Genomic DNA, 17,922 nt, shown 5'->3' with positions numbered 1-17,922 from the left:
TTTAGATTCCGGTCTTCCTCATAATCAATTCGGTAAATACGGCTAGGTGCTTCTGGGTCTTTAATTAAATCTCGGAAAACAATCCGGTTACCATTGTAGTCTGTCAGGACAAATGAGTCCGTATTCGCTTTCGTTAAAGTTAAATACAGACCAGGTGGCGCTGTATATGTACCAGTAGCTGCATTGTACGTAAAGAGATGGACCGTCCCATCACCTTCTTGATAGATCACATCATTATTTGGAAATTGGGACACACTCTCGCTTCCGATAAAGGACCACCCATATCCAATTGGTGAATCCTCCACTGCTTTAGAATTATACGTACGGGAAAATGAAAAACCCGAGTTTCCACGTCCTGTGACAGAAAAATCTGTAGATTCCAAAACCAAGTTCCCTGTTCCCAAGTTCACATATCCCTGTCCATCTGATAATTCATGCTCTGCATAAGACCAATAGCTCTCTAAACCTAGACGGCTAACTGGATAGTACGTAACTGTTAATTTAGGAGAGTACTGCAGTTTTCCGGAATAATCGCCGGAATAAAACTTTTTGTACGTGGCTAACGTTTCATTAGAAGCTTTCAACATTAAACCTACATTTTGAGAAGGCTGATCCATCCAATTCTGAACTGTATCCGCTTTAATCGTCCATTTGAATAATTGGGGTTCGGTTACTGTTGTATCCAGTGCTCCAACCGTTTGTGACGATAAAAGACTTGTCTTATAATCGCCCCCTTTATTTGCCCAGAGTGCACTAAGTGTCCGACGGTTCCATGTCGCACGATTTTCTTCCCAAGCACTGCTCATTTCATACAGCCCAATGCTGGAAGCCGTAGTATTCCAGACAGAAGAAAGCCTCAGGTTTAATTGGGCGTTCATGATTTTTGCGCCTTTTGGAAGCATTCCGACATCAAATTGGAGGAGCGATCGAACAATATTGTTCGACGTACTGTGAAGACCTGCTCCCAGTTCTAAGTCGCCTCCTCCCGTTGTATCCGGAAGTGCGCTGCGAATCGTCGTATCGTTCAGATCATTTTTTGGCTGATACACTTTCACAGTTGGATCGATAGTAACTGGATATATCCGTTCCTCGGACTGCAGCCAGTCCTGATCCGGTCTTAAGCTAATCAACAGCTTATTTCCCTTCTGATCAGCATCTATCTCTATCTTGTCGCTCCATGTCCCTTCCGGCATAGCACCGTCCATATTGGACACAAAGCCTTCCGGAATCGATGAATCCATCATAAAGGGCTTCTCAATCATGAAAATCCGTTCCATTGTCGATGAATCCAACAAATATAAATAGTTATCATTCGTTTTTTCTAGCGTCAATCCAGTGATATCAAATTGAAACGAATATTCCACTGGTTGGTCATCAGCCGGTTTCTCCTTTAACAGGATATCTTCTTTAATTTTGTTGTTGCCGACGGTATAGGAGAGATCTGTATTCGGATATACATCTTTATACGTCACTTTGTTTTCTTTTACCACGGCAGGTACTTCTGCTGTTTGTTCCCCATTTAGATCAATCGATTCAATTTCAACTATTTTCCCCTGCTGCTCAATCGAAACAAGAGACTGATTCGGATCTGTTTCTGCAGCAAACGAAGCGTCAAACTCATTTTTCTTATTATGAAGACGTCCTGTTTGTTTTTTCGTTAATGAGTTATCAATCATTTCCCACTTTTTGGTTTTTTCGTCTTGTACATGAATAGGTTCCGGTGAAATTTCCATCCGGTATGAGCCGTCTTCCTGTTGAAAGACCTGAGATGTTGCCGTTCGTTCTTCAACTATTTCTACTTCTTTTTGAAGAACAGGTACTATGTCCTTCTCTTTTTCTTTTTCTTTTGGCCTAGCTTCTACTGGACCAAATGGTGTTATCATACTACAGAACATTACTGCAGCTATGACTGAAGCAATATACTTTTTCAATCGATTCCCTCTCCTTACATAGTTTAGGAAGATTATAGTCGAACATACGAAGGAAAACAATACAATTTGTTACTAAATTGTCATATTATTAATTAATATGTCATATTTTGAAGGTTATTGATTATTTAAATATAGCAGAATGTGAATATAGTCCTTTATTAAAAAATCAAAAAAGAAGCAGCTACATTAGTTTTCGCTGCTCCACCTCTTTTGTTTCTATTTTGGTTTTTAATGTGCATACTGTACGCTATCTTTAACATCGTGCTTACTTGCAATGTCTTTATAAATCCCCGTTGCAGTCTGGCTGTGCCTGCTGATCCGCTCGCCGTGTGTAAAATAACAGGTATCTGATTCCCTTCCTGGTAATAAAAAAGTTTTCTTCTCATCTCTTCACCCCTGTTCATTTTCTTGTTTTTCTGCTTCCCACTCTCTCTCTGTTTCCTGCTTCTCAATATATATTTTCCGCGTTTAATAGCTTCTGACCAAATAGCTTTATCTTTCTTTAAGAGCTGCTGCACCTCATCAGCCGTTAGAAAAACGGTATGCCCTAGCAGCTTGATTTCTATAAATCCTTTCTCCATTCGAACCGCTCCCTTGAATGAGTAACGCTCCTTGCCAATAGAGGCAAAGAGCGGTACCATGATTATTAGATTTCGTGCTTTATAATGAAGCGCTAGCCGTTCCTGTTGCACCAGGAGCGGCTTTTATTTGTTGCACGATCAAATATTGATCCACTATATAAACAAGGTGATCTCGTTCTTTTATCAGTTTTTCTACGTTGTCTCCCTGAGCGGCAAACTCTTCTATTTCCTCACTAATAGCCGCAATTTCCCCTATAACATGATCCAACTTCATTTCACTCATGATTTTCTTCCTCCTTCATAAATTTCGTAACCACTTGTATATGCAATTCTATTCTTCAAATAGCGGTATCCCTGCACAAACCCATGTATAAAATGATCCCCCACTTCTGCTAGTAACATATCGTAAAATTTATCCTGAAAATCATGAAGCAGCTCTTTCTCCTTTTGATCCAAACCATTGTAAATCGCCTGATAGCTTTTCTCTGTCTCTTCTGTCAGTTCCCTTGTATGTACAGTCATTGGAACACCTTCTGTCAGTGTTTCAAGTTCTTCCATAGCAATATCCCGCAACACTTCTACCATTCCGGAATCATAGCAAGCTATCCCGAAGCCAAGGGTATGATCCAGACTAACTTTGAGTGATGTTTCTTCTGCAATGTCTGCAATTCTGCTTGTCGTTACCATATTTCTTCTTTTGACCTTGCTCATGATGTTCCCTCTTTTCTTTATTTAACAGTTATCATTGAACCGCTTTTCACTATTTGTTTTCCTTCCAACTGCGGCTATTTCAGTGCATTCCTTATCGTGTAATAGAAATGATAGTATAGATAGTTTCCCACTGTATGTGGCGCAATAAAGACTGTCTGGAAGCCATAGCGTGTTTCAAATGATTTCAACGATGCAAGCAATGCCTTTGCGTTGTATTGGCTTCTGTAATGGCCGGTAATGATATTCTGATAGCCATTTGGATCTTCTACCATTAAGGCAAATGGTGAACCTTGCGCCCGGATCAATTCATTTTCAAAGCGGATGCGCTCTTTTATCGTAGCTGCCAGCTCGTCCACACTGTTTTTCCGTTCAATGGCTGCCGAAAAGTAAACATCCCGCTGAATACCCATTTTTTCATTCTTTGGCAGGTATGCTGAATAGTCGCCGTAATCCAGTTTCTTAGATTTGTAACTGATTTTCTTTGAATCAAAATAATCCGTGATATGTTTGTTTTGCTGCTCCCTGGTGTCGATCAACATGACCATTGTGGAAAGCAGCTCCTTCATTTCTGTGTCGGTGTAGCGGTATTTCATGCCTGTCTCTTTCATTTTCGTCCTCTCCGCCTCTTCTCCAAAAAATCAAAATAATTGCATACTTTAGCAAAGACGAATTCAATATCTTGAGCCCGCGCAATTTCTTTATAGCTTATTGGCTCCTTCTTATTGGGGCTGTGTGTTTCCCTCCAGGCATCCCACTTACCAGCGACATATTCAACATATACAACACTATGTTTGCTGACAGAAAGAGTGTAGACTTCGCCCGAAACAGCTACTATCAATCCATATCTTCTTGCTTTCTCATCCCTGCTTTCCACTTCTGCTTGTTCGATTAGTTCATGAATAGTTGCCATGATTTCACCAACCTTTTATTTTTCTTTACGCCTTTAACGCTATTAACGCTTTTTATAGCTGGAACCCTTGGTACATAAGGCTTCATGTTGGTTTTTCTCTAACGTCTTTCATACGTTTTTTATTACGCCTTTTATCGATTCAAATGTTCATTTAATAAAGGCGTTAATAAAAACGTATTAAAAGCGTGGACAGCAATCTTCCCTGAAACCTTGATATATCAATGTTTTTGCAAGTAAGAGCGTAAAAGGCGTTAATAGCGTAGAATTATTCAAGAAGTGTAATCTTCTGAATCGGCTTTTTCGAGCCAGGTTTTCGCTCTTTTTCTACTTTGATAAATCCATTAGTGATTAGATCGTTTATAACAATATCCAGTTCTGCCTTGGATAGATTTCTGTTGAAGAATTCCCTTACCTCATTCCGTGTCATGCCCCCCTCGTCACTACCTTCTCTTTTCTTTAATTCATCCAGTAGCTTAATAGCATTTGGATGCTCTAACACTGCTCCGCTTCCAAAAATAAAACGAGCGGATCTAAAACAGTAACCCCATAAATCTAAAGCGGCTTTTAAGTGTATGACGGTTATTTTTCCAGACTGGTCAAGTAAGGCATAGATACAAGCTAGCCTCATCGTTTGAGCTTCTGCACGGCTTGTTACAGCGCCGATAAGTCCTCCTGCTCCTGTAGATAGCGGCTCATAAATACGATGCCAAAGTGCCTCTGCTTCTTTATCTCTCTTGATCTTTCCTGTCTTTGTACCAAACTCGACCGCGGCCTTAATCTTTTCGACAAGTGGATCAATATCTATTTCGTCAAAATAGCCACCAGTAGGGAGAAACTTAGACCGCTCCACCATTAACCACAAAAAGCGGTTCGCCAGCCCATTCACTAGATCCACATCGGTTATTTCTTTTTTTAGCTCGTCTTGAGTAATCTGTCCCAGTATGGATATATGAGCAGCTGTTGCTTTAACAGGACTTTTCGTTAATGTTCTTGGGCTTCCCGTATCCCATAATTCCCGAATAATTGCAGAAAGAGTGTTTCCCTCTCGCTTGGCAGCTCTCAAGGTCTTACCAAACTCTTCTTCGATCACAAACATCCTTTTATCATCGACACCCTCATCAATGACTTCTGTTTCATATCCAGTCACTTTTTTCTCTTTTCCTTCACCTTTCGTAATAGGAACTTTCCTTGTCACCTCATCCCGTACTGCGTGGATCAATCCCTCACCGCTCGACATGCCGGACAATATATGATCCTTCTCCCAGTCATGATTAACAGCTTTAAATAGTAATCTGACTGGACTGAGGGACGTTCCTTTTCTCCCTTTACCTGTGGCTCCAACAATTACTGAAAAGAGCCTGGCAGGGTGCTGTCTTGCCCCTGCAGTAAAGTGTGCTTTGTCTCCAATAATATTTCCGTATGCTGTTAAAAAGGTTATAAGGGTTGCAACCGGATCACCTTCTGTATGCGGATCAATGGCCCTTACGATCTCCCCTGCCAATCCATGATAAGCAAGAGCGGCCGCTCCTTCAGCATCGTCATACAGTTTAAGCTTTCCAGTAAATTCACCACGTTCGTTAATAAAATCTTCATCGTTTTCTATTGAAGGTACCAGCGGATTTGCTGCCTCCATTGCTTCTTGCTCCTGTGGTAAAATAGAAGTATCTACATTTACACCTAGCGTCTTTTGTAGTTCATCCGGCGAAAAATGGTTTAACAGTATATCTGCCGTGTCTTTGTCTTTCATGGTGCACCCTACCCCGCTTTCATGTTCGTCTTTTCAAGGAAGCGGTCAACTTCTTGCAAGGTTCGCACTTGTATGAGCGGATCACTTTCTGTTAAGCAATCCAGCCAATAATCAATTTGTGAAGTTACATGATACAAGCCGCCAACACGATCTAAGTCCTCGACCGTCTTAATCGTTGAAAGTGTTTCTTTTGCCATTTGTTCAACCTGCTTCAAAGCGTCTATTGCTTCCATTACTTTTCGTCTCAATTCTTTTTTCAGAGCTGCCGTTTGCTCCCGGCTAGCTCTTTTTTTCTGCCATTCTTTCGCCTGATCACTGTCCGGGCTTTCTAATCCATAATCAGCAATCAGTATTTTAATGGCTTCTTTTGTGTCTACACCGCGCGATAGCTTTACAATGTCGATTACATCCCCTGGCCTGCCATCATTACAGCCGCTCCAACAACGAAATGTATTTGTATCGGTATAAACAGTAAAACTAGGGCTGCTGTCATTGTGATAAGGACATCTAATATTGAACCGCTCCCTGTTTGTCCTAGCTCCTGCGAAGTTTGCTCCGGCGTATCGGTCTAATACGTCTGTTATCGGTATGCTGTTTTTTATCCAGTCTATCGCTGACATAAAATCACCTTATTTATTGTTTGAATACCGCTGATAGATTCGGGCCTTCCATGTTGGCCATATTAGCGGCTGCTGTCTGTCCTTTCATTTCCTGCGTTTGCATCCATCTTTCCAGTGCTTCTTTTCTAAAGAGAATACGCCGTCCAATCTTCACGAATGGCAGCTCCCTGGCCTTTACCATTGAATAGACTAAATCCTTTGAAACTCCTAAATAAGCGGCTGTTTCCTGTGCGTTCATTGTTTGACGTTCAATGTTTTGTATTCCATTCATAATTTAGCTCCCGCTTTCTGATCTTTAGTAATTACAATCAAATCGTTCGGTGTGCAGTTAAAGAAATTACAAAGCGTATTAATTGTCCTCAAGTCCATTCGTGTATTTTTTTCATGATAAATGTTTGTAATGGTATTTCTTGAAATTCCAGTCATTTCAGCGAGTCTAGTAATGTTTATATTTTTCACAGCCATTAAAACTCTAAGATTATTCTCCATCGCCAATTATACCTCCCTTAATATTAAAATAAATCACTTTTTGACAACTTTACTTATCATTTTATAAGGATGATAACACATGTTTGGCTATTGATCAATTGAAACGACAAGTTAAGTTATCATTTTTGTTGTTTTATTGAATTTTTGATAATTTACTGTTATATTTTGATTTGAAAGGTGGTCAAATTATGATAAGAAATCGTTTAGCGGTTTTATTGGCTGAAAGAGGATTAAAAATCACACGGGTTGCAAAAGATACTGGGATTTCAAGAAATACAATTACCGCAACAGCCCAAAATGATAGTGAAATGATTCGCTTGGAAACAATCAACACATTGTGTAAATACCTGTCTATTACTCCCTGTGAATTTTTCGAATACGAACCTCTAGATATTAGCTTTTCATTAGAAGTTGTTTCTTTCCCCTTTAAATTCAATGAAGCAGAACAAGTTTTATGGAGTGAGGAATTAAAAGCTGATTTATTTATGGATATCGATGGAGTTCCTAACTTGGAAAGTGTTGATTTGACGTGTAGTGTCCATAACGGAGTACTTTTTGACAGCGATGGAAATAAGAAAGTGAGCTTAAAGGTTGAATTTGATGACAAGAAAGAGGAGGAACTATTCTTAAATGAGGTTTACAGCAAGTTGAAACCCTCTTTTCATAAAGAGATATATTATTCACTTTACTCAACAATTGAGATGGAAATTAACAAAAAGGTTCACTCGAATATTACTAATTGTATAAATAAGCATCTTGATTCGTTTATTCACTTCTCTTTTTTAGAAGTATTAAGTAGCGCTATAGAAAATTACGATCTTGAAATCCAATCTGATGTTTTCAAACCCTTTTAAATGAGTTTATCCATATTCAGAAAGGAGAAAGCAATATGGGATACCTTGAAAAGAAAGGCGATCATTACCGGGGTGTTGTGTATATAGGCACTCATGCTAATGGGAAACCGAAACGCAAGACCAAGACGTTTAAAGGCGTAACATCACAACGCGAACTAAAGAAACTGCTGGCCGCCTTTGAAACCGAAGTATTGGCTGGCAATTACATTGATCCATCGAAAATGAGGTTTGCGGACTTTGTGGAAGAATGGCGGGAAAAGTATGCGAAAGAACACTTGTCACCAAAAACACTTGAAACATATAGCTATCCGCTCAAAAACTTTATTCTGCCTGTTTTTGGCCACTTACGTTTAGACAAAATAAAGACGATCCACATTGTAGACTATCTGAATGAGTTAAAAAAAGACGGTGTTCGGAAAGACGGGAAACCAGGCGGGCTATCTCCTTCCTCTCTTCAGTACCATCATCGTATCTTGCGCGATATATTCAAACGAGCTGTTGAATGGCAGCTCCTAAAAGAAAGCCCCATCATTACCGGCACACGGCCCAAAGTGACGCAAAATAAAACAGACGTTTACACAAAAGACGAAGCGGCTGCTCTTTTTGATCTTTTACAGCATGAACCGCTTCACTGGCGACTAATGATTACACTGGCCATTACAACCGGTCTGCGTCGCGGTGAACTGCTTGCATTAAAATGGAATGAAATTGACTTTGATAAAGGTACCCTTCAAGTGAATCATTCTTTGACCTATATACAAGGGGAGGGCTTACGCTTAAACGTCCCAAAAACAAAGAGTTCACTAAGAACCGTATCCATTCCCTCTTATGTTTTGGAAGAGATGAAAAGGTATAAAGTGATAAAAAACAAAGAGCGGATGCAAGCAGGCGAGTTGTGGGAAGATGGGGAACACTTCTTTTTATTCAGTACTTGGAATGGTAAACCTTATTATCCAGCGGTACCGGGTAAATGGTGGGCGCGGTTTATAAAGCGTACTGGCTTCAAATACATTCGCTTTCACGATCTGCGGCACACAGCCGCTACTTTGCTGATTAATGAAGGTGAACACGCTAAAAATATTTCTGCGCGTTTAGGCCATGCGGATATAAACACAACGATGAATATTTACAGTCATTATTTGCAGGAAGCGGATGAAAGAGCTGCCGATAAGTTAGATGCACTCTTTTCTCCGCTCCGTAAATCCGATGAGAAGGAAGCATAAAAAAAACACCGTATTTGACGGTATTTTCTTTGTTTTTATGAAGTTTACCACCCATTTACCACCCAAACGATTATTTACGTACATTTTGCTACCTAACTGTGATGAAACAAAAAACGCGGAAACCCTTGATAGATAAGGATTTTCCGCGTTTTTTTCTTATATGATTCCTACTGGGTTCGAACCAGCGACCTCTACCCTGTCAAGGTAGCGCTCTCCCAGCTGAGCTAAGGAATCGTTTACTGACAAGTTCTATTATATGAAATTATCAGTAGAGTGTCAATGCTTTTTTATTTTATCTTTCGCCACATTAAGTAAATGACAGTAAGGAAGATGGTTGTCATAATAACGGCAGTCAGCATGCCGAGATGGATGGTGTTCGTACCTGTGAGCGGCGGACGATTTCGCATCGAGACGAAAAGGCCTGCCATGACGATGCTGAAGGCAAGCATCATAATGCTTAGAACAACCATCGACGCCATCCGCTCGAGCCGCTTCATAATGTTTTCATCTGCGGTGATATGCATTTTTAACTTTGGCTGGCCGCCTTCCCATTCGCTCAATGTTTCATTTAAGACGCTCGGCAGTTTGTCTGTAGCCATTTTCATTAAGCGTATAAATGAGCGTGATCCACGCATGAGTTCTTTCGGATTGATGCGGCCCATGAGCACTTCGCGTGACATGTCGCGTACCATTCCTGAGAGACTTGAGCCAGGATCAAGTGCGATGACAGTCTGCTCGACTTTTAAAAAGGCCTGTCCCACTTGAACAAAATCTTTCGGAATGCTAATGCTGTGACTGCCTGCAACGGTGAAGAGCTCCTGCAGCATTGTTCCCATTTCGACATCAGCTAACTCAATATCCATATATCCCCCCATCCATCGGCTAATATCACGCTGTAACATACGGCGATTAACGGGTTTCCGTGATCCCATTTCAAGCACAAGCATGGACAGTGCCGCCGCATCCCGGTCCCCAAGGGCAAATAAGCAGTCTGACAGCAAATGTCTCATCTCATCAGATAATCGTCCTGTATTGCCAAAATCAATAAGACAAAGGCGCCCGTCTCTTAATAACAACAAGTTTCCCGGATGCGGATCGGCGTGAAAAACACCTTCAATAAACACTTGGCGCAACACCGTTTCAGATAAGGCTTGAGCAAGTTCTTGACGCTCTTTTATTTCCATTCCAGCAATGACGTCTCCGTGCAACGGCTTGCCATCCATATATTCCATCACCAGTATTTGCTCTGTGGACCATTCCGAATAAACAAGCGGCACGTAAACATGCTTTTCTTTTATTGTTTCCCGCACACCCGATGATTCCGTTGCTTCCCTCCGGTAATCCATTTCTCTGCGGAGCGAGCCCGCGAAGTCATCGATAATCGCTTTTAAGCTTACTTGCCGCGCAAGCTCTGAATTACGCTCTGCAAGACTTGCAAGCTGCCGTAAAATCGAAATATCTTTGCGAATAATCGGCTCTATGCCCGGCCGGCGAACTTTAATGGCGACTTCTGTTCCATCTTTCAGTTCAGCACGGTGAACTTGTCCGATGGATGCAGCGCCAATTGGTACTTCTTCCATATAAATAAGCCAGTCGTCAAGCGGCTGTCCCAATTCTGATTCGACAATCTTTTTAATTTCTTCAAAAGGCACAGCCGGCGCACCGCTTTGCAGTTTGGACAGCGGGTCGGTCCAAGATGGCGGCAATAGATCCGTTCTCGTTGATAAAAACTGGCCTAACTTTATAAATGTCGGGCCGAGGTCTTCAAGTGCCCGCCGCAGCTGCTCGCCTTTTACATTTTGCTCTTTTACGCCTCTTCTTGTAAACGGAATTTTCTCCGCTAGTCCAAGGTCTTTTATGTATCCCGCAAAGCCATGCTTCGCGAACACCGCCACAATTTCCGGTGCCCGCCGCAGCGTCCCGATTCTTCCCACATTGCCACCTTCTTCATTTCGGTTGTTTTTTTCATCATAACACATTCCTGCATGTTGTTTAAAACAACAAGTCATATGAATCTCCCCATCAGTAAGATCCCTATCGTACAATCTGTCCGAAAGCATAAGGTATATGGTAAAATGAGCTGACTTGTTTTTAGGAGGGATGTAATGATGAAACGCGGGACGATACTGGATGATGTCATCCATTCAAAAGAACTTGGCGAAGATGTGCCGATTTTAATTTACGTACCAGCTGACTTTTCACCGATGTATACGTATTCGTTTCTTTTATGCCAAGATGGCAAAGATTATTTCCAAATGGGGCGTATTCCCCGTGTCGCGGATGAGCTTTTAGATCAAGATGAAATTGAAAACATGATTATCGTTGGAATTCCATACACTAATATAGACGATCGACGGGAAAAATATCATCCAGATGGCATCAAGCAAAAAGCATATATTCGCTTTTTAGCTAACGAAGTCGTTCCCTATCTCGATAAAAAGTTTCCCGGCCACAATGATCGTTTCGGACGGGCACTTGCTGGTGATTCGCTTGCAGCAACGGTTTCACTGATGGCTGCACTTACTTATCCAAATCTTTTCGGGAAAGTGATCATGCATTCACCCTTCGTTGACAGCTCGGTCATGAATACGGTTGAACAAGCAGATCCTGATTGCAAGCTTTCGTTGTATCATGTGATTGGAACGGATGAGACAAATGTGAAAATGAGCAATGGGGAAACAGCGGACTTTTTAACGCCGAATCGGGCGCTTCATTCACTACTCTCCAAAAAGAAATACGATTATTTTTATGAAGAGTTTGACGGCGGACATATGTGGACGTACTGGCAGCCAGATATGAAGCGGGCGCTGTCGAAAATGTTTGAATGAAGAGGAATGATTAAAATACCGCTTTCCTCGTCATTTTTGTTATAATAATAAGGAAATGATATTTTTAGGGAGAGTGAACGAAATGAAATACGGTGTTGTTATTTTCCCATCTAAAACACTGCAAGATAGAGTAAATGGTTATCGGAAACGCTATGACCCGCATTATGCACTTGTTTCACCGCACATTACATTAAAGAGTCCATTTGATGCAGACATCGATGATCTCGATTCCATCTCAGAAAAACTGCGCAAGGTCGCGGCCGTCCATCAGCCATTTTCGTATCATGTCAGTAAAGTAAAATCGTTTGAACCGGTAAACAACGTCATTTATTTTAAAGTAGATCCAAACGACACACTCACATCTCTTTATAACATGACACATACAGAGCATTTCCCTGGTGAAGAGCTGTTCCCATTCGTTCCACATATCACCATCGGCCAGAACTTATCAGATGATGAACATTCTGATGTGTACGGATCACTGAAAATGGATTCGATTGATTTGACTGAAATTGCGGATCGATTCCATTTGCTCTATCAGCTTGAAAATGGCGTGTGGACTGTTCATGAAACATTTTTACTCGGAAAGGATGCTTAACAAGTTGAACGTAGTCATGGCAACTGATTTAAAACAGCGGGAAGACGCTTATTCTGTTCGGATGATCGTATTTGTTGATGAACAGAACGTCCCTGCTTCAATTGAAATTGATGAACTCGAAGATGAAGCCATTCATTTTGTCCTATATGATGATGAAATGAATCCGTGTGGCGCAGGTCGTTTTCGCATCGTTGACCACTACGGGAAAGTAGAACGTATTTGTGTGTTGAAAGAAGCTCGCGGGCAAGGAGCGGGCAACCTCATTATGGACGCGATTGAGCAGTATGCAGCCACTCGTCCAGAACTCATGACCTTAAAGCTTGATGCACAAATACAGGCAATTCCTTTTTATGAAAAGCGCGGATACGAAGTCGTTTCCGATGAGTTTTTAGATGCTGGTATCGTGCATAAAACGATGACAAAACCGTTGTAAGACAAAAAGGCTGACTCAAAAGCAATGCTTTTGAGTCAGCCTTTTTTATCTTAGTCTAGTTTTTTCTTTCTTTTATTGTGCTTTCTTATCAATGGGTTCCATTTCAATCCGTTCTTCTTTTGGGCTTTCCATATATTGAGCGGGTGTCCCATAGTCTTCACGCAGCCACTTCATGAACGAGGCAATCATCAGCCCCATAATAAAAACGAGCGGCAGAGCCGTGATAATAGCGAGTGTTTGAAGAGCAGCGAGGCCATCTCCGTACATTAATACGATGGCAATACTTGTTAAAACAATTCCCCAAAATACGCGATACCAGCGGGCAGGCTCCTCGCCCTCTTTCAAGTTTTTAGAAGCAACGTCTGCTAGAGTATACGCACCCGAATTGACCGTTGTCGCAAGGAATATAGCGGCCACAAGTAAATAAATCACCATGATGACGCCACCTAACGGAAGCGCTTTTAACGTAGCCAAAATCGCAGCCGGTGCACCGTCTTTATTTAAAATATCCAGTACGGGCACGATATTATTTAACTCCATGAACATGCTCGTGTTTCCAAAAATAGCAAAAGCAGCCCAGCAACCCAGAGTTCCGCCTATTAATTGGCCTAATATGAGTTGGCGAATCGTTCTTCCTTTTGAAATACGAGCCGCGAACATGCCCGTAAACGGCGCATAGGAAAACCACCATCCCCAGTAAAACAATGTAGTCCAAAGTATAAATACAAGTTCCAGTCGCTTAGAAGCTTCAAGCCTCGTTTCAAGCCAAAATACAAACAGATGGAGAAAAAGACCGTTAACGCCAAGACAATACTCAAGTTCAGTGTAAGCGTTTTCTCAAAACCGAATACGCTATGCAGTCCTTCTGCCAATAACGGCGTTCCAAGTGCAAGTGACGTGCCAACTCCACCAATTAATCCAAACATAAAACAAACATCAATGATTTTCCCAAGAATCCCATCTGCACGGTCACCGATGATGCCCCGGCAGGCTGTACTTAAACGAACCGAGTCGTATTTACGGATATGAAGAGCATAAGCAATCGGAATGGAAGGCAGGCAGTAAATCGCCCAAGCTGAAAATCCCCAATGGAACATGCCATACGTTGATGCATAATCGGCTGCTCCAAGGCTTTGAGGTTCCTGCGCAAAAGGCGGAGCCGAATAGTAAAAGGACCACTCAATAATTCCCCAATACATAATACCTGATCCGATACCGGCTGTAAAAATGAGGGCCAGCCAGCTGAACGTTGAAAATTCCGGTTTAGTAGTGCCCAGTTTGATGTTGCCATAGCGGCTGAAGGCTAACCAGAGTAAAAAACCGAAAATGGCTAAACATGCCCATAAGTAAAACGGTCCGAAGTTTTTCGTAATGGCATTTAAAACACTTTGCAAAAACGAGGTTCCTTTTTCCGGGTTAATTAATATCGGAATCGTCAACAGTCCAACCATCACAAGCGCAATACTTAATATTTGTTTGTCTATCGTGGATCTTTTCATCCCATCGCTCCTCTATTAATTCGACTTTTTTCGACAATCATTTCCAAAAAAAAATGAAAAGATGTTTTTTAAAGACTCGGCACCTTGAATGAGCTTCATTCCTAGGTACCGAGTTTAGTTTACTTAATTATTCACACTTTTGGAAGTGGCAATTGAAACCAATAGCTCATTTACTCGTTTTCCTACTTCTGAAGTAGTGGCTGTGCCACCCATGTCCGGTGTTAAGACCGTCCCTTCCACAAGCAATTGTTCGATCGCTTCCAAAACCATTTTTCCATATTGCTCATACCCAAAGAAATCAAGCATTTGACTGGCAGACCAAATGGAGGCCAGCGGATTCGCTTTGCCTTGCCCCGCAATATCGGGGGCAGAACCGTGTATCGGTTCAAACATGGATGGGTACTCTCTTTCAGGATTAATGTTCGCACCTGCGGCCAGACCGATCCCACCGGCCAGTGCGGCCCCAAGATCCGTTAAAATATCCCCAAACAAGTTGGATGTGACGACCACTTCGAAACGTTTCGGGTCTTTAATCATTAACATGGCTGCAGCATCGACCAGATAAGACGCTGTCTGAACTTCCGGGTATTCCTTGCCGACTTCTTCAAATACTTGGTCCCAGAATACCATTGAATAATTCAGTGCATTGGCCTTACTAATGCTCGTTAACGTCTTCCCTTGCTTTTTGGCTGTTTCATATGCATAGCGGATAATGCGCTCGGTGCCTTTTCGTGAAAACACACTATTTTGCAGGACAACTTCGTTCTCTTTTCCTTTGAATAGCCAGTCACCGGCACCAGAATATTCCCCTTCACTGTTTTCCCGGATGAACAGCATGTCTACCTCTTCACGCTGTACATCGGAAAGCGGGCAATGCGCCCCTTTGATCAGCGTAACCGGGCGGATATTCACGTACTGGTCAAAACTTTTTCGGATGATCAACAGCAAATCCCAAAGCGAGATGTGATCCGGCACACCAGGAAAGCCAACAGCCCCTAAGTAAATCGAGTCAAAGGCACTTAGCTGCTCAATTCCGTCCTCATCCATCATTTTTCCGTGACGGCTGTAAAATTCACAGCCCCACGGAAAATGGGTAAAGTCAAACTGAACGTCAGGATTGATTGTACTGATTGTGTTTAATACGTTGATACCTTCATTGATGACTTCAGGGCCGATTCCATCTCCTGCGATGACGGCAATGTTATATGGTTTCACAACTTTTCCCTCAATTCTTTAGTTCTGGTTCCAGACAATAAGCTTCAATTCTGTCATTTCTTCGACGGCATATTTCAAGCCCTCGCGTCCTGTACCGCTTTCTTTCACACCGCCATATGGCATGTGATCGACACGATAAGTTGGCACGTCATTAATGATCACGCCGCCGACATGAAGATGTTTCGCCGCATAAAGCGCATGTGTAATGTTTTCTGTGTAAATCCCTGCCTGAAGACCGAACTTAGAGTGATTCACTTCAGCGACCGCTTCTTCTACAGAGCTGATTTTATTGACCACGACAATCGGCGCAAACGCTTCACTGCAAGATACATTTAACTCATGATGAGCATTTGTAATAATCGTCGGTTCGAAGACACCGTTTGTCAAATTTCCGCCCGCCGCAATTTCAGCTTCACTGTTTTTCGTTTCTTCTACCCATTCGGCAATACGTTCTGTTTCTCTTTTTGTGATCATCGCGGAAATATACGTCTCCGGATCAAACGGATCGCCGACTTTCAGCTGTTTCGCTGCCTCGGCAAATTTTTCAACAAATGCCTCATAGACCTCTTCATGTGCATAAATACGCTGAAGTGAAATACACACTTGCCCTTGGTTTGAAAAGGCGCCCATAATACAGCGGTCAATAATGGCATCAATGTCCACCCCTTTATCAATAATCAAGGCGGCGTTAGAGCCTAGTTCGAGCGTTGTTTTCTTCAGTCCCGCTTTGCTGCGGATGCCGATCCCAACGGGTACACTTCCCGTGAACGTCACCATGCTGACACGATCATCTTCCACAATCGTATCCCCGACGACGCCACCAGGTCCTGTCACGACATTCAACGCCCCTGCCGGAAGACCAGCTTCTTCAAAAAGTTCGGCGATATAAAGCGCTGATAACGGGGTTTGAGACGCCGGTTTTAAGACGATGGTATTCCCTGCTGCAATCGCAGGCCCCACTTTATGAGCGACCAGATTCAATGGGAAATTAAAAGGCGTGATCGCCCCAATAACACCAATCGCTTCTCGTACCGTATAACCTATTCGGCCAACGCCCCCCGTTGCGGCGTCAAACGGAATCGTTTCACCGTGAATACGTTTCGCTTCTTCTGCTGCAAATTTATACGTTTCAATGGTTCTTGACACTTCTGCTTTTGAAAAGGTAATGGGTTTGGCTGACTCCATCGAGATAATCTGAGCCGCTTCTTCCAACCGTTCCTTCAACAGCACAGAGACTTTTTCTAAAATCTCCGCCCGTTCAAATGCAGGCATGTTCTTCATGATGTCGCGTGCTTCATAAGCGGCGTCGATCGCCTTTGTGGTCAGTTCTTGATCAGCCATGGCAATGTCCGCAATTTGTTCTCCTGAGTAAGGGGAATAGAGCGGCGCATAACGCGGCGCTTCTACTTTCTCTCCGCCAATGAAAAGCTGTTTTGTCTGCACGGCTGTTTCATTCTTGACTTTATTCATTGAGGGCCTCCAGCATCATTTCATGGAATTGGACGATCGCTTTTTCCGAAGAAGAATAGCGGCCTTTGTTAAACGCACGAGAACGGAAGCCCACTTGTTCCAGTTCCACCAGTTCAATATCTTCTTGACGTACTTGTTCAGCAAAGGTCATTAAGTCTTTTTCTTCTTGGGAAATGTTCTCGTCACGGAAATAATACGTGTACACAGCGATCGATGTTTCATGATCCACCGGAACCATTTGAATCGTCGCCATATTCGCAGGCCCTGGATAGAATGTCATCATCAAGTTCGGCCATAGCCAGAAGAATGAACCGCCTTGCATTTCAGCCGTATTCAAATCAACCGTGCCGTAGTTTTTATCCGGTTTTACGATCGTAAGAAATCTCCGTATGATTCGCTTAATGGCTTCGCGTCGTCATCCAAGTTCACAAAGATTAATCCTTCTATGATTTCCATGCGGATCGAGCGTAAGCAAGCATCCTTCACACACGCTTGATCTTCTTCACTGCGGAAATTCGGTGCTTTGTTTAACTCCCCATCCAGCTTAAATGTCCAGCCGTGGTAGCCGCATTGCAAGATTTTTTTGTTTCCTTTTTCCGTTCTTTCCAGTTTCGTTGCCCGATGTGGACACACGTTATAAAATGCGCGAACGACGTCATCTTTATCTCTCGTCACGATAATTGGCTCGTTCGCCACTTCCGTCGTAAAGAAAGCACCTGCTTTTTCTAATTGGCTCATATGGCCCACTAGCTGCCATGATTTAGAGAAAACGAGTTCCAAATCTTTTTCATGGTATTCCGGAGCCGAGTACTT

At 42.4% G+C, this 17,922-nt stretch carries 20 protein-coding genes, 1 tRNA gene and 1 pseudogene; 5 read left to right on the top strand and 17 right to left on the bottom strand.

Annotated elements, in window-relative coordinates; translation table 11 throughout:
- The 10 genes from BLL40_RS15825 to BLL40_RS15780 all read right to left on the bottom strand — a co-directional run.
- On the bottom strand, positions 1–1,931 hold a 1,931-nt coding region (locus BLL40_RS15825; RefSeq protein ID WP_143180140.1), incomplete at its 3' end, for a DNRLRE domain-containing protein.
- A 158-nt stretch (positions 1,932–2,089) separates the two neighbouring features.
- Entirely contained in the window at positions 2,090–2,512 is a 423-nt protein-coding gene (locus BLL40_RS15820) for a hypothetical protein (RefSeq protein ID WP_073712824.1), read from the bottom strand.
- A gap of 79 nt (positions 2,513–2,591) precedes the next feature.
- Positions 2,592–2,795, bottom strand: a complete 204-nt coding sequence (locus BLL40_RS15815; protein ID WP_073712823.1) for a hypothetical protein — start codon at positions 2,793–2,795, stop codon at positions 2,592–2,594.
- Entirely contained in the window at positions 2,792–3,223 is a 432-nt protein-coding gene (locus BLL40_RS15810; protein WP_083566591.1) for a hypothetical protein, read from the bottom strand. The genes BLL40_RS15815 and BLL40_RS15810 overlap by 4 nt, the downstream gene beginning before the upstream one ends.
- Positions 3,224–3,297: 74 nt before the next feature.
- Complete coding sequence (locus tag BLL40_RS15805) at positions 3,298–3,831, bottom strand: ERCC4 domain-containing protein (protein ID WP_073712822.1); 534 nt, start codon at positions 3,829–3,831, stop codon at positions 3,298–3,300.
- The gene (locus tag BLL40_RS15800; RefSeq protein ID WP_073712821.1) at positions 3,828–4,133 is read right to left on the bottom strand and encodes a hypothetical protein; all 306 of its coding nucleotides are present in this window, start codon (positions 4,131–4,133) and stop codon (positions 3,828–3,830) included. The genes BLL40_RS15805 and BLL40_RS15800 overlap by 4 nt, the downstream gene beginning before the upstream one ends.
- A 265-nt stretch (positions 4,134–4,398) precedes the next feature.
- A complete protein-coding gene (locus tag BLL40_RS15795) occupies positions 4,399–5,880 on the bottom strand; it encodes a DUF3987 domain-containing protein (protein ID WP_073712820.1) in 1,482 nt (493 codons plus the stop codon).
- Positions 5,881–5,888: 8 nt separating this feature from the next.
- Positions 5,889–6,500 carry a CHC2 zinc finger domain-containing protein gene (locus tag BLL40_RS15790; RefSeq protein ID WP_073712819.1) on the bottom strand — a complete coding sequence of 204 codons (612 nt, stop codon included), beginning with the start codon at positions 6,498–6,500 and terminating at the stop codon, positions 5,889–5,891.
- Positions 6,501–6,513: 13 nt separating this feature from the next.
- On the bottom strand, positions 6,514–6,771 hold the full coding sequence (locus tag BLL40_RS15785) for a helix-turn-helix domain-containing protein (RefSeq protein WP_095532862.1): 258 nt from the start codon (positions 6,769–6,771) through the stop codon (positions 6,514–6,516).
- Complete coding sequence (locus BLL40_RS15780) at positions 6,768–6,989, bottom strand: helix-turn-helix domain-containing protein (RefSeq protein ID WP_073712818.1); 222 nt, start codon at positions 6,987–6,989, stop codon at positions 6,768–6,770. Before BLL40_RS15780 ends, BLL40_RS15785 begins: the two co-directional genes overlap by 4 nt.
- A 188-nt stretch (positions 6,990–7,177) precedes the next feature.
- Here BLL40_RS15780 and BLL40_RS15775 point away from each other — a divergent pair, with 188 nt between their 5' ends.
- Positions 7,178–7,843, top strand: coding sequence for a helix-turn-helix domain-containing protein (locus BLL40_RS15775; RefSeq protein WP_073712817.1), 666 nt, complete (start codon positions 7,178–7,180; stop codon positions 7,841–7,843).
- 35 nt (positions 7,844–7,878) lie between these two features.
- Complete coding sequence (locus BLL40_RS15770; RefSeq protein WP_073712816.1) at positions 7,879–9,066, top strand: tyrosine-type recombinase/integrase; 1,188 nt, start codon at positions 7,879–7,881, stop codon at positions 9,064–9,066.
- A 161-nt stretch (positions 9,067–9,227) separates the two neighbouring features.
- On the opposite strand, the gene BLL40_RS15765 is transcribed toward BLL40_RS15770, so the two are convergent.
- Together BLL40_RS15765 and BLL40_RS15760 are read right to left on the bottom strand one after the other, a co-directional pair.
- A tRNA-Val gene (locus BLL40_RS15765) sits at positions 9,228–9,300 on the bottom strand.
- A gap of 53 nt (positions 9,301–9,353) precedes the next feature.
- A complete protein-coding gene (locus tag BLL40_RS15760) occupies positions 9,354–11,075 on the bottom strand; it encodes an ABC1 kinase family protein (protein WP_073712815.1) in 1,722 nt (573 codons plus the stop codon).
- Positions 11,076–11,171: 96 nt separating this feature from the next.
- Here BLL40_RS15760 and BLL40_RS15755 point away from each other — a divergent pair, with 96 nt between their 5' ends.
- The 3 genes from BLL40_RS15755 to BLL40_RS15745 all read left to right on the top strand — a co-directional run bounded on the left by BLL40_RS15755 (position 11,172) and on the right by BLL40_RS15745 (position 12,925).
- Entirely contained in the window at positions 11,172–11,894 is a 723-nt protein-coding gene (locus BLL40_RS15755; protein ID WP_073712814.1) for an alpha/beta hydrolase, read from the top strand.
- 82 nt (positions 11,895–11,976) lie between these two features.
- Positions 11,977–12,492, top strand: a complete 516-nt coding sequence (locus BLL40_RS15750; protein WP_073712813.1) for a YjcG family protein — start codon at positions 11,977–11,979, stop codon at positions 12,490–12,492.
- Between the two features lie 4 nt (positions 12,493–12,496).
- Positions 12,497–12,925 carry a GNAT family N-acetyltransferase gene (locus tag BLL40_RS15745; RefSeq protein ID WP_073712812.1) on the top strand — a complete coding sequence of 143 codons (429 nt, stop codon included), beginning with the start codon at positions 12,497–12,499 and terminating at the stop codon, positions 12,923–12,925.
- Positions 12,926–12,997: 72 nt separating this feature from the next.
- Here the strand turns inward: BLL40_RS15745 and BLL40_RS18275 are convergent.
- From BLL40_RS18275 to BLL40_RS17880, 5 genes and pseudogenes are all read right to left on the bottom strand, one after another.
- Positions 12,998–14,376, bottom strand: a pseudogene (locus BLL40_RS18275) (BCCT family transporter).
- Positions 14,377–14,547: 171 nt separating this feature from the next.
- Positions 14,548–15,639, bottom strand: a complete 1,092-nt coding sequence (locus tag BLL40_RS15735) for a tartrate dehydrogenase (RefSeq protein ID WP_073712811.1) — start codon at positions 15,637–15,639, stop codon at positions 14,548–14,550.
- A gap of 18 nt (positions 15,640–15,657) precedes the next feature.
- Positions 15,658–17,109, bottom strand: a complete 1,452-nt coding sequence (locus BLL40_RS15730; RefSeq protein ID WP_073712810.1) for an aldehyde dehydrogenase family protein — start codon at positions 17,107–17,109, stop codon at positions 15,658–15,660.
- Complete coding sequence (locus tag BLL40_RS17885) at positions 17,102–17,446, bottom strand: SRPBCC family protein (protein ID WP_073712809.1); 345 nt, start codon at positions 17,444–17,446, stop codon at positions 17,102–17,104. The genes BLL40_RS15730 and BLL40_RS17885 overlap by 8 nt, the downstream gene beginning before the upstream one ends.
- A gap of 29 nt (positions 17,447–17,475) precedes the next feature.
- The coding region (locus tag BLL40_RS17880; RefSeq protein ID WP_245797976.1) for an aromatic ring-hydroxylating oxygenase subunit alpha at positions 17,476–17,922 on the bottom strand (447 nt) is incomplete at its 5' end.

Origin of the sequence: Domibacillus mangrovi (assembly GCF_001906925.1) — a bacterium.
GTDB classification, from domain to species: Bacteria; Bacillota; Bacilli; order Bacillales; family Domibacillaceae; genus Domibacillus; species Domibacillus mangrovi.
The sequence above is the reverse complement of the archived record's forward strand: the minus strand, read 5'-3'. Positions and strand labels throughout refer to the sequence as shown.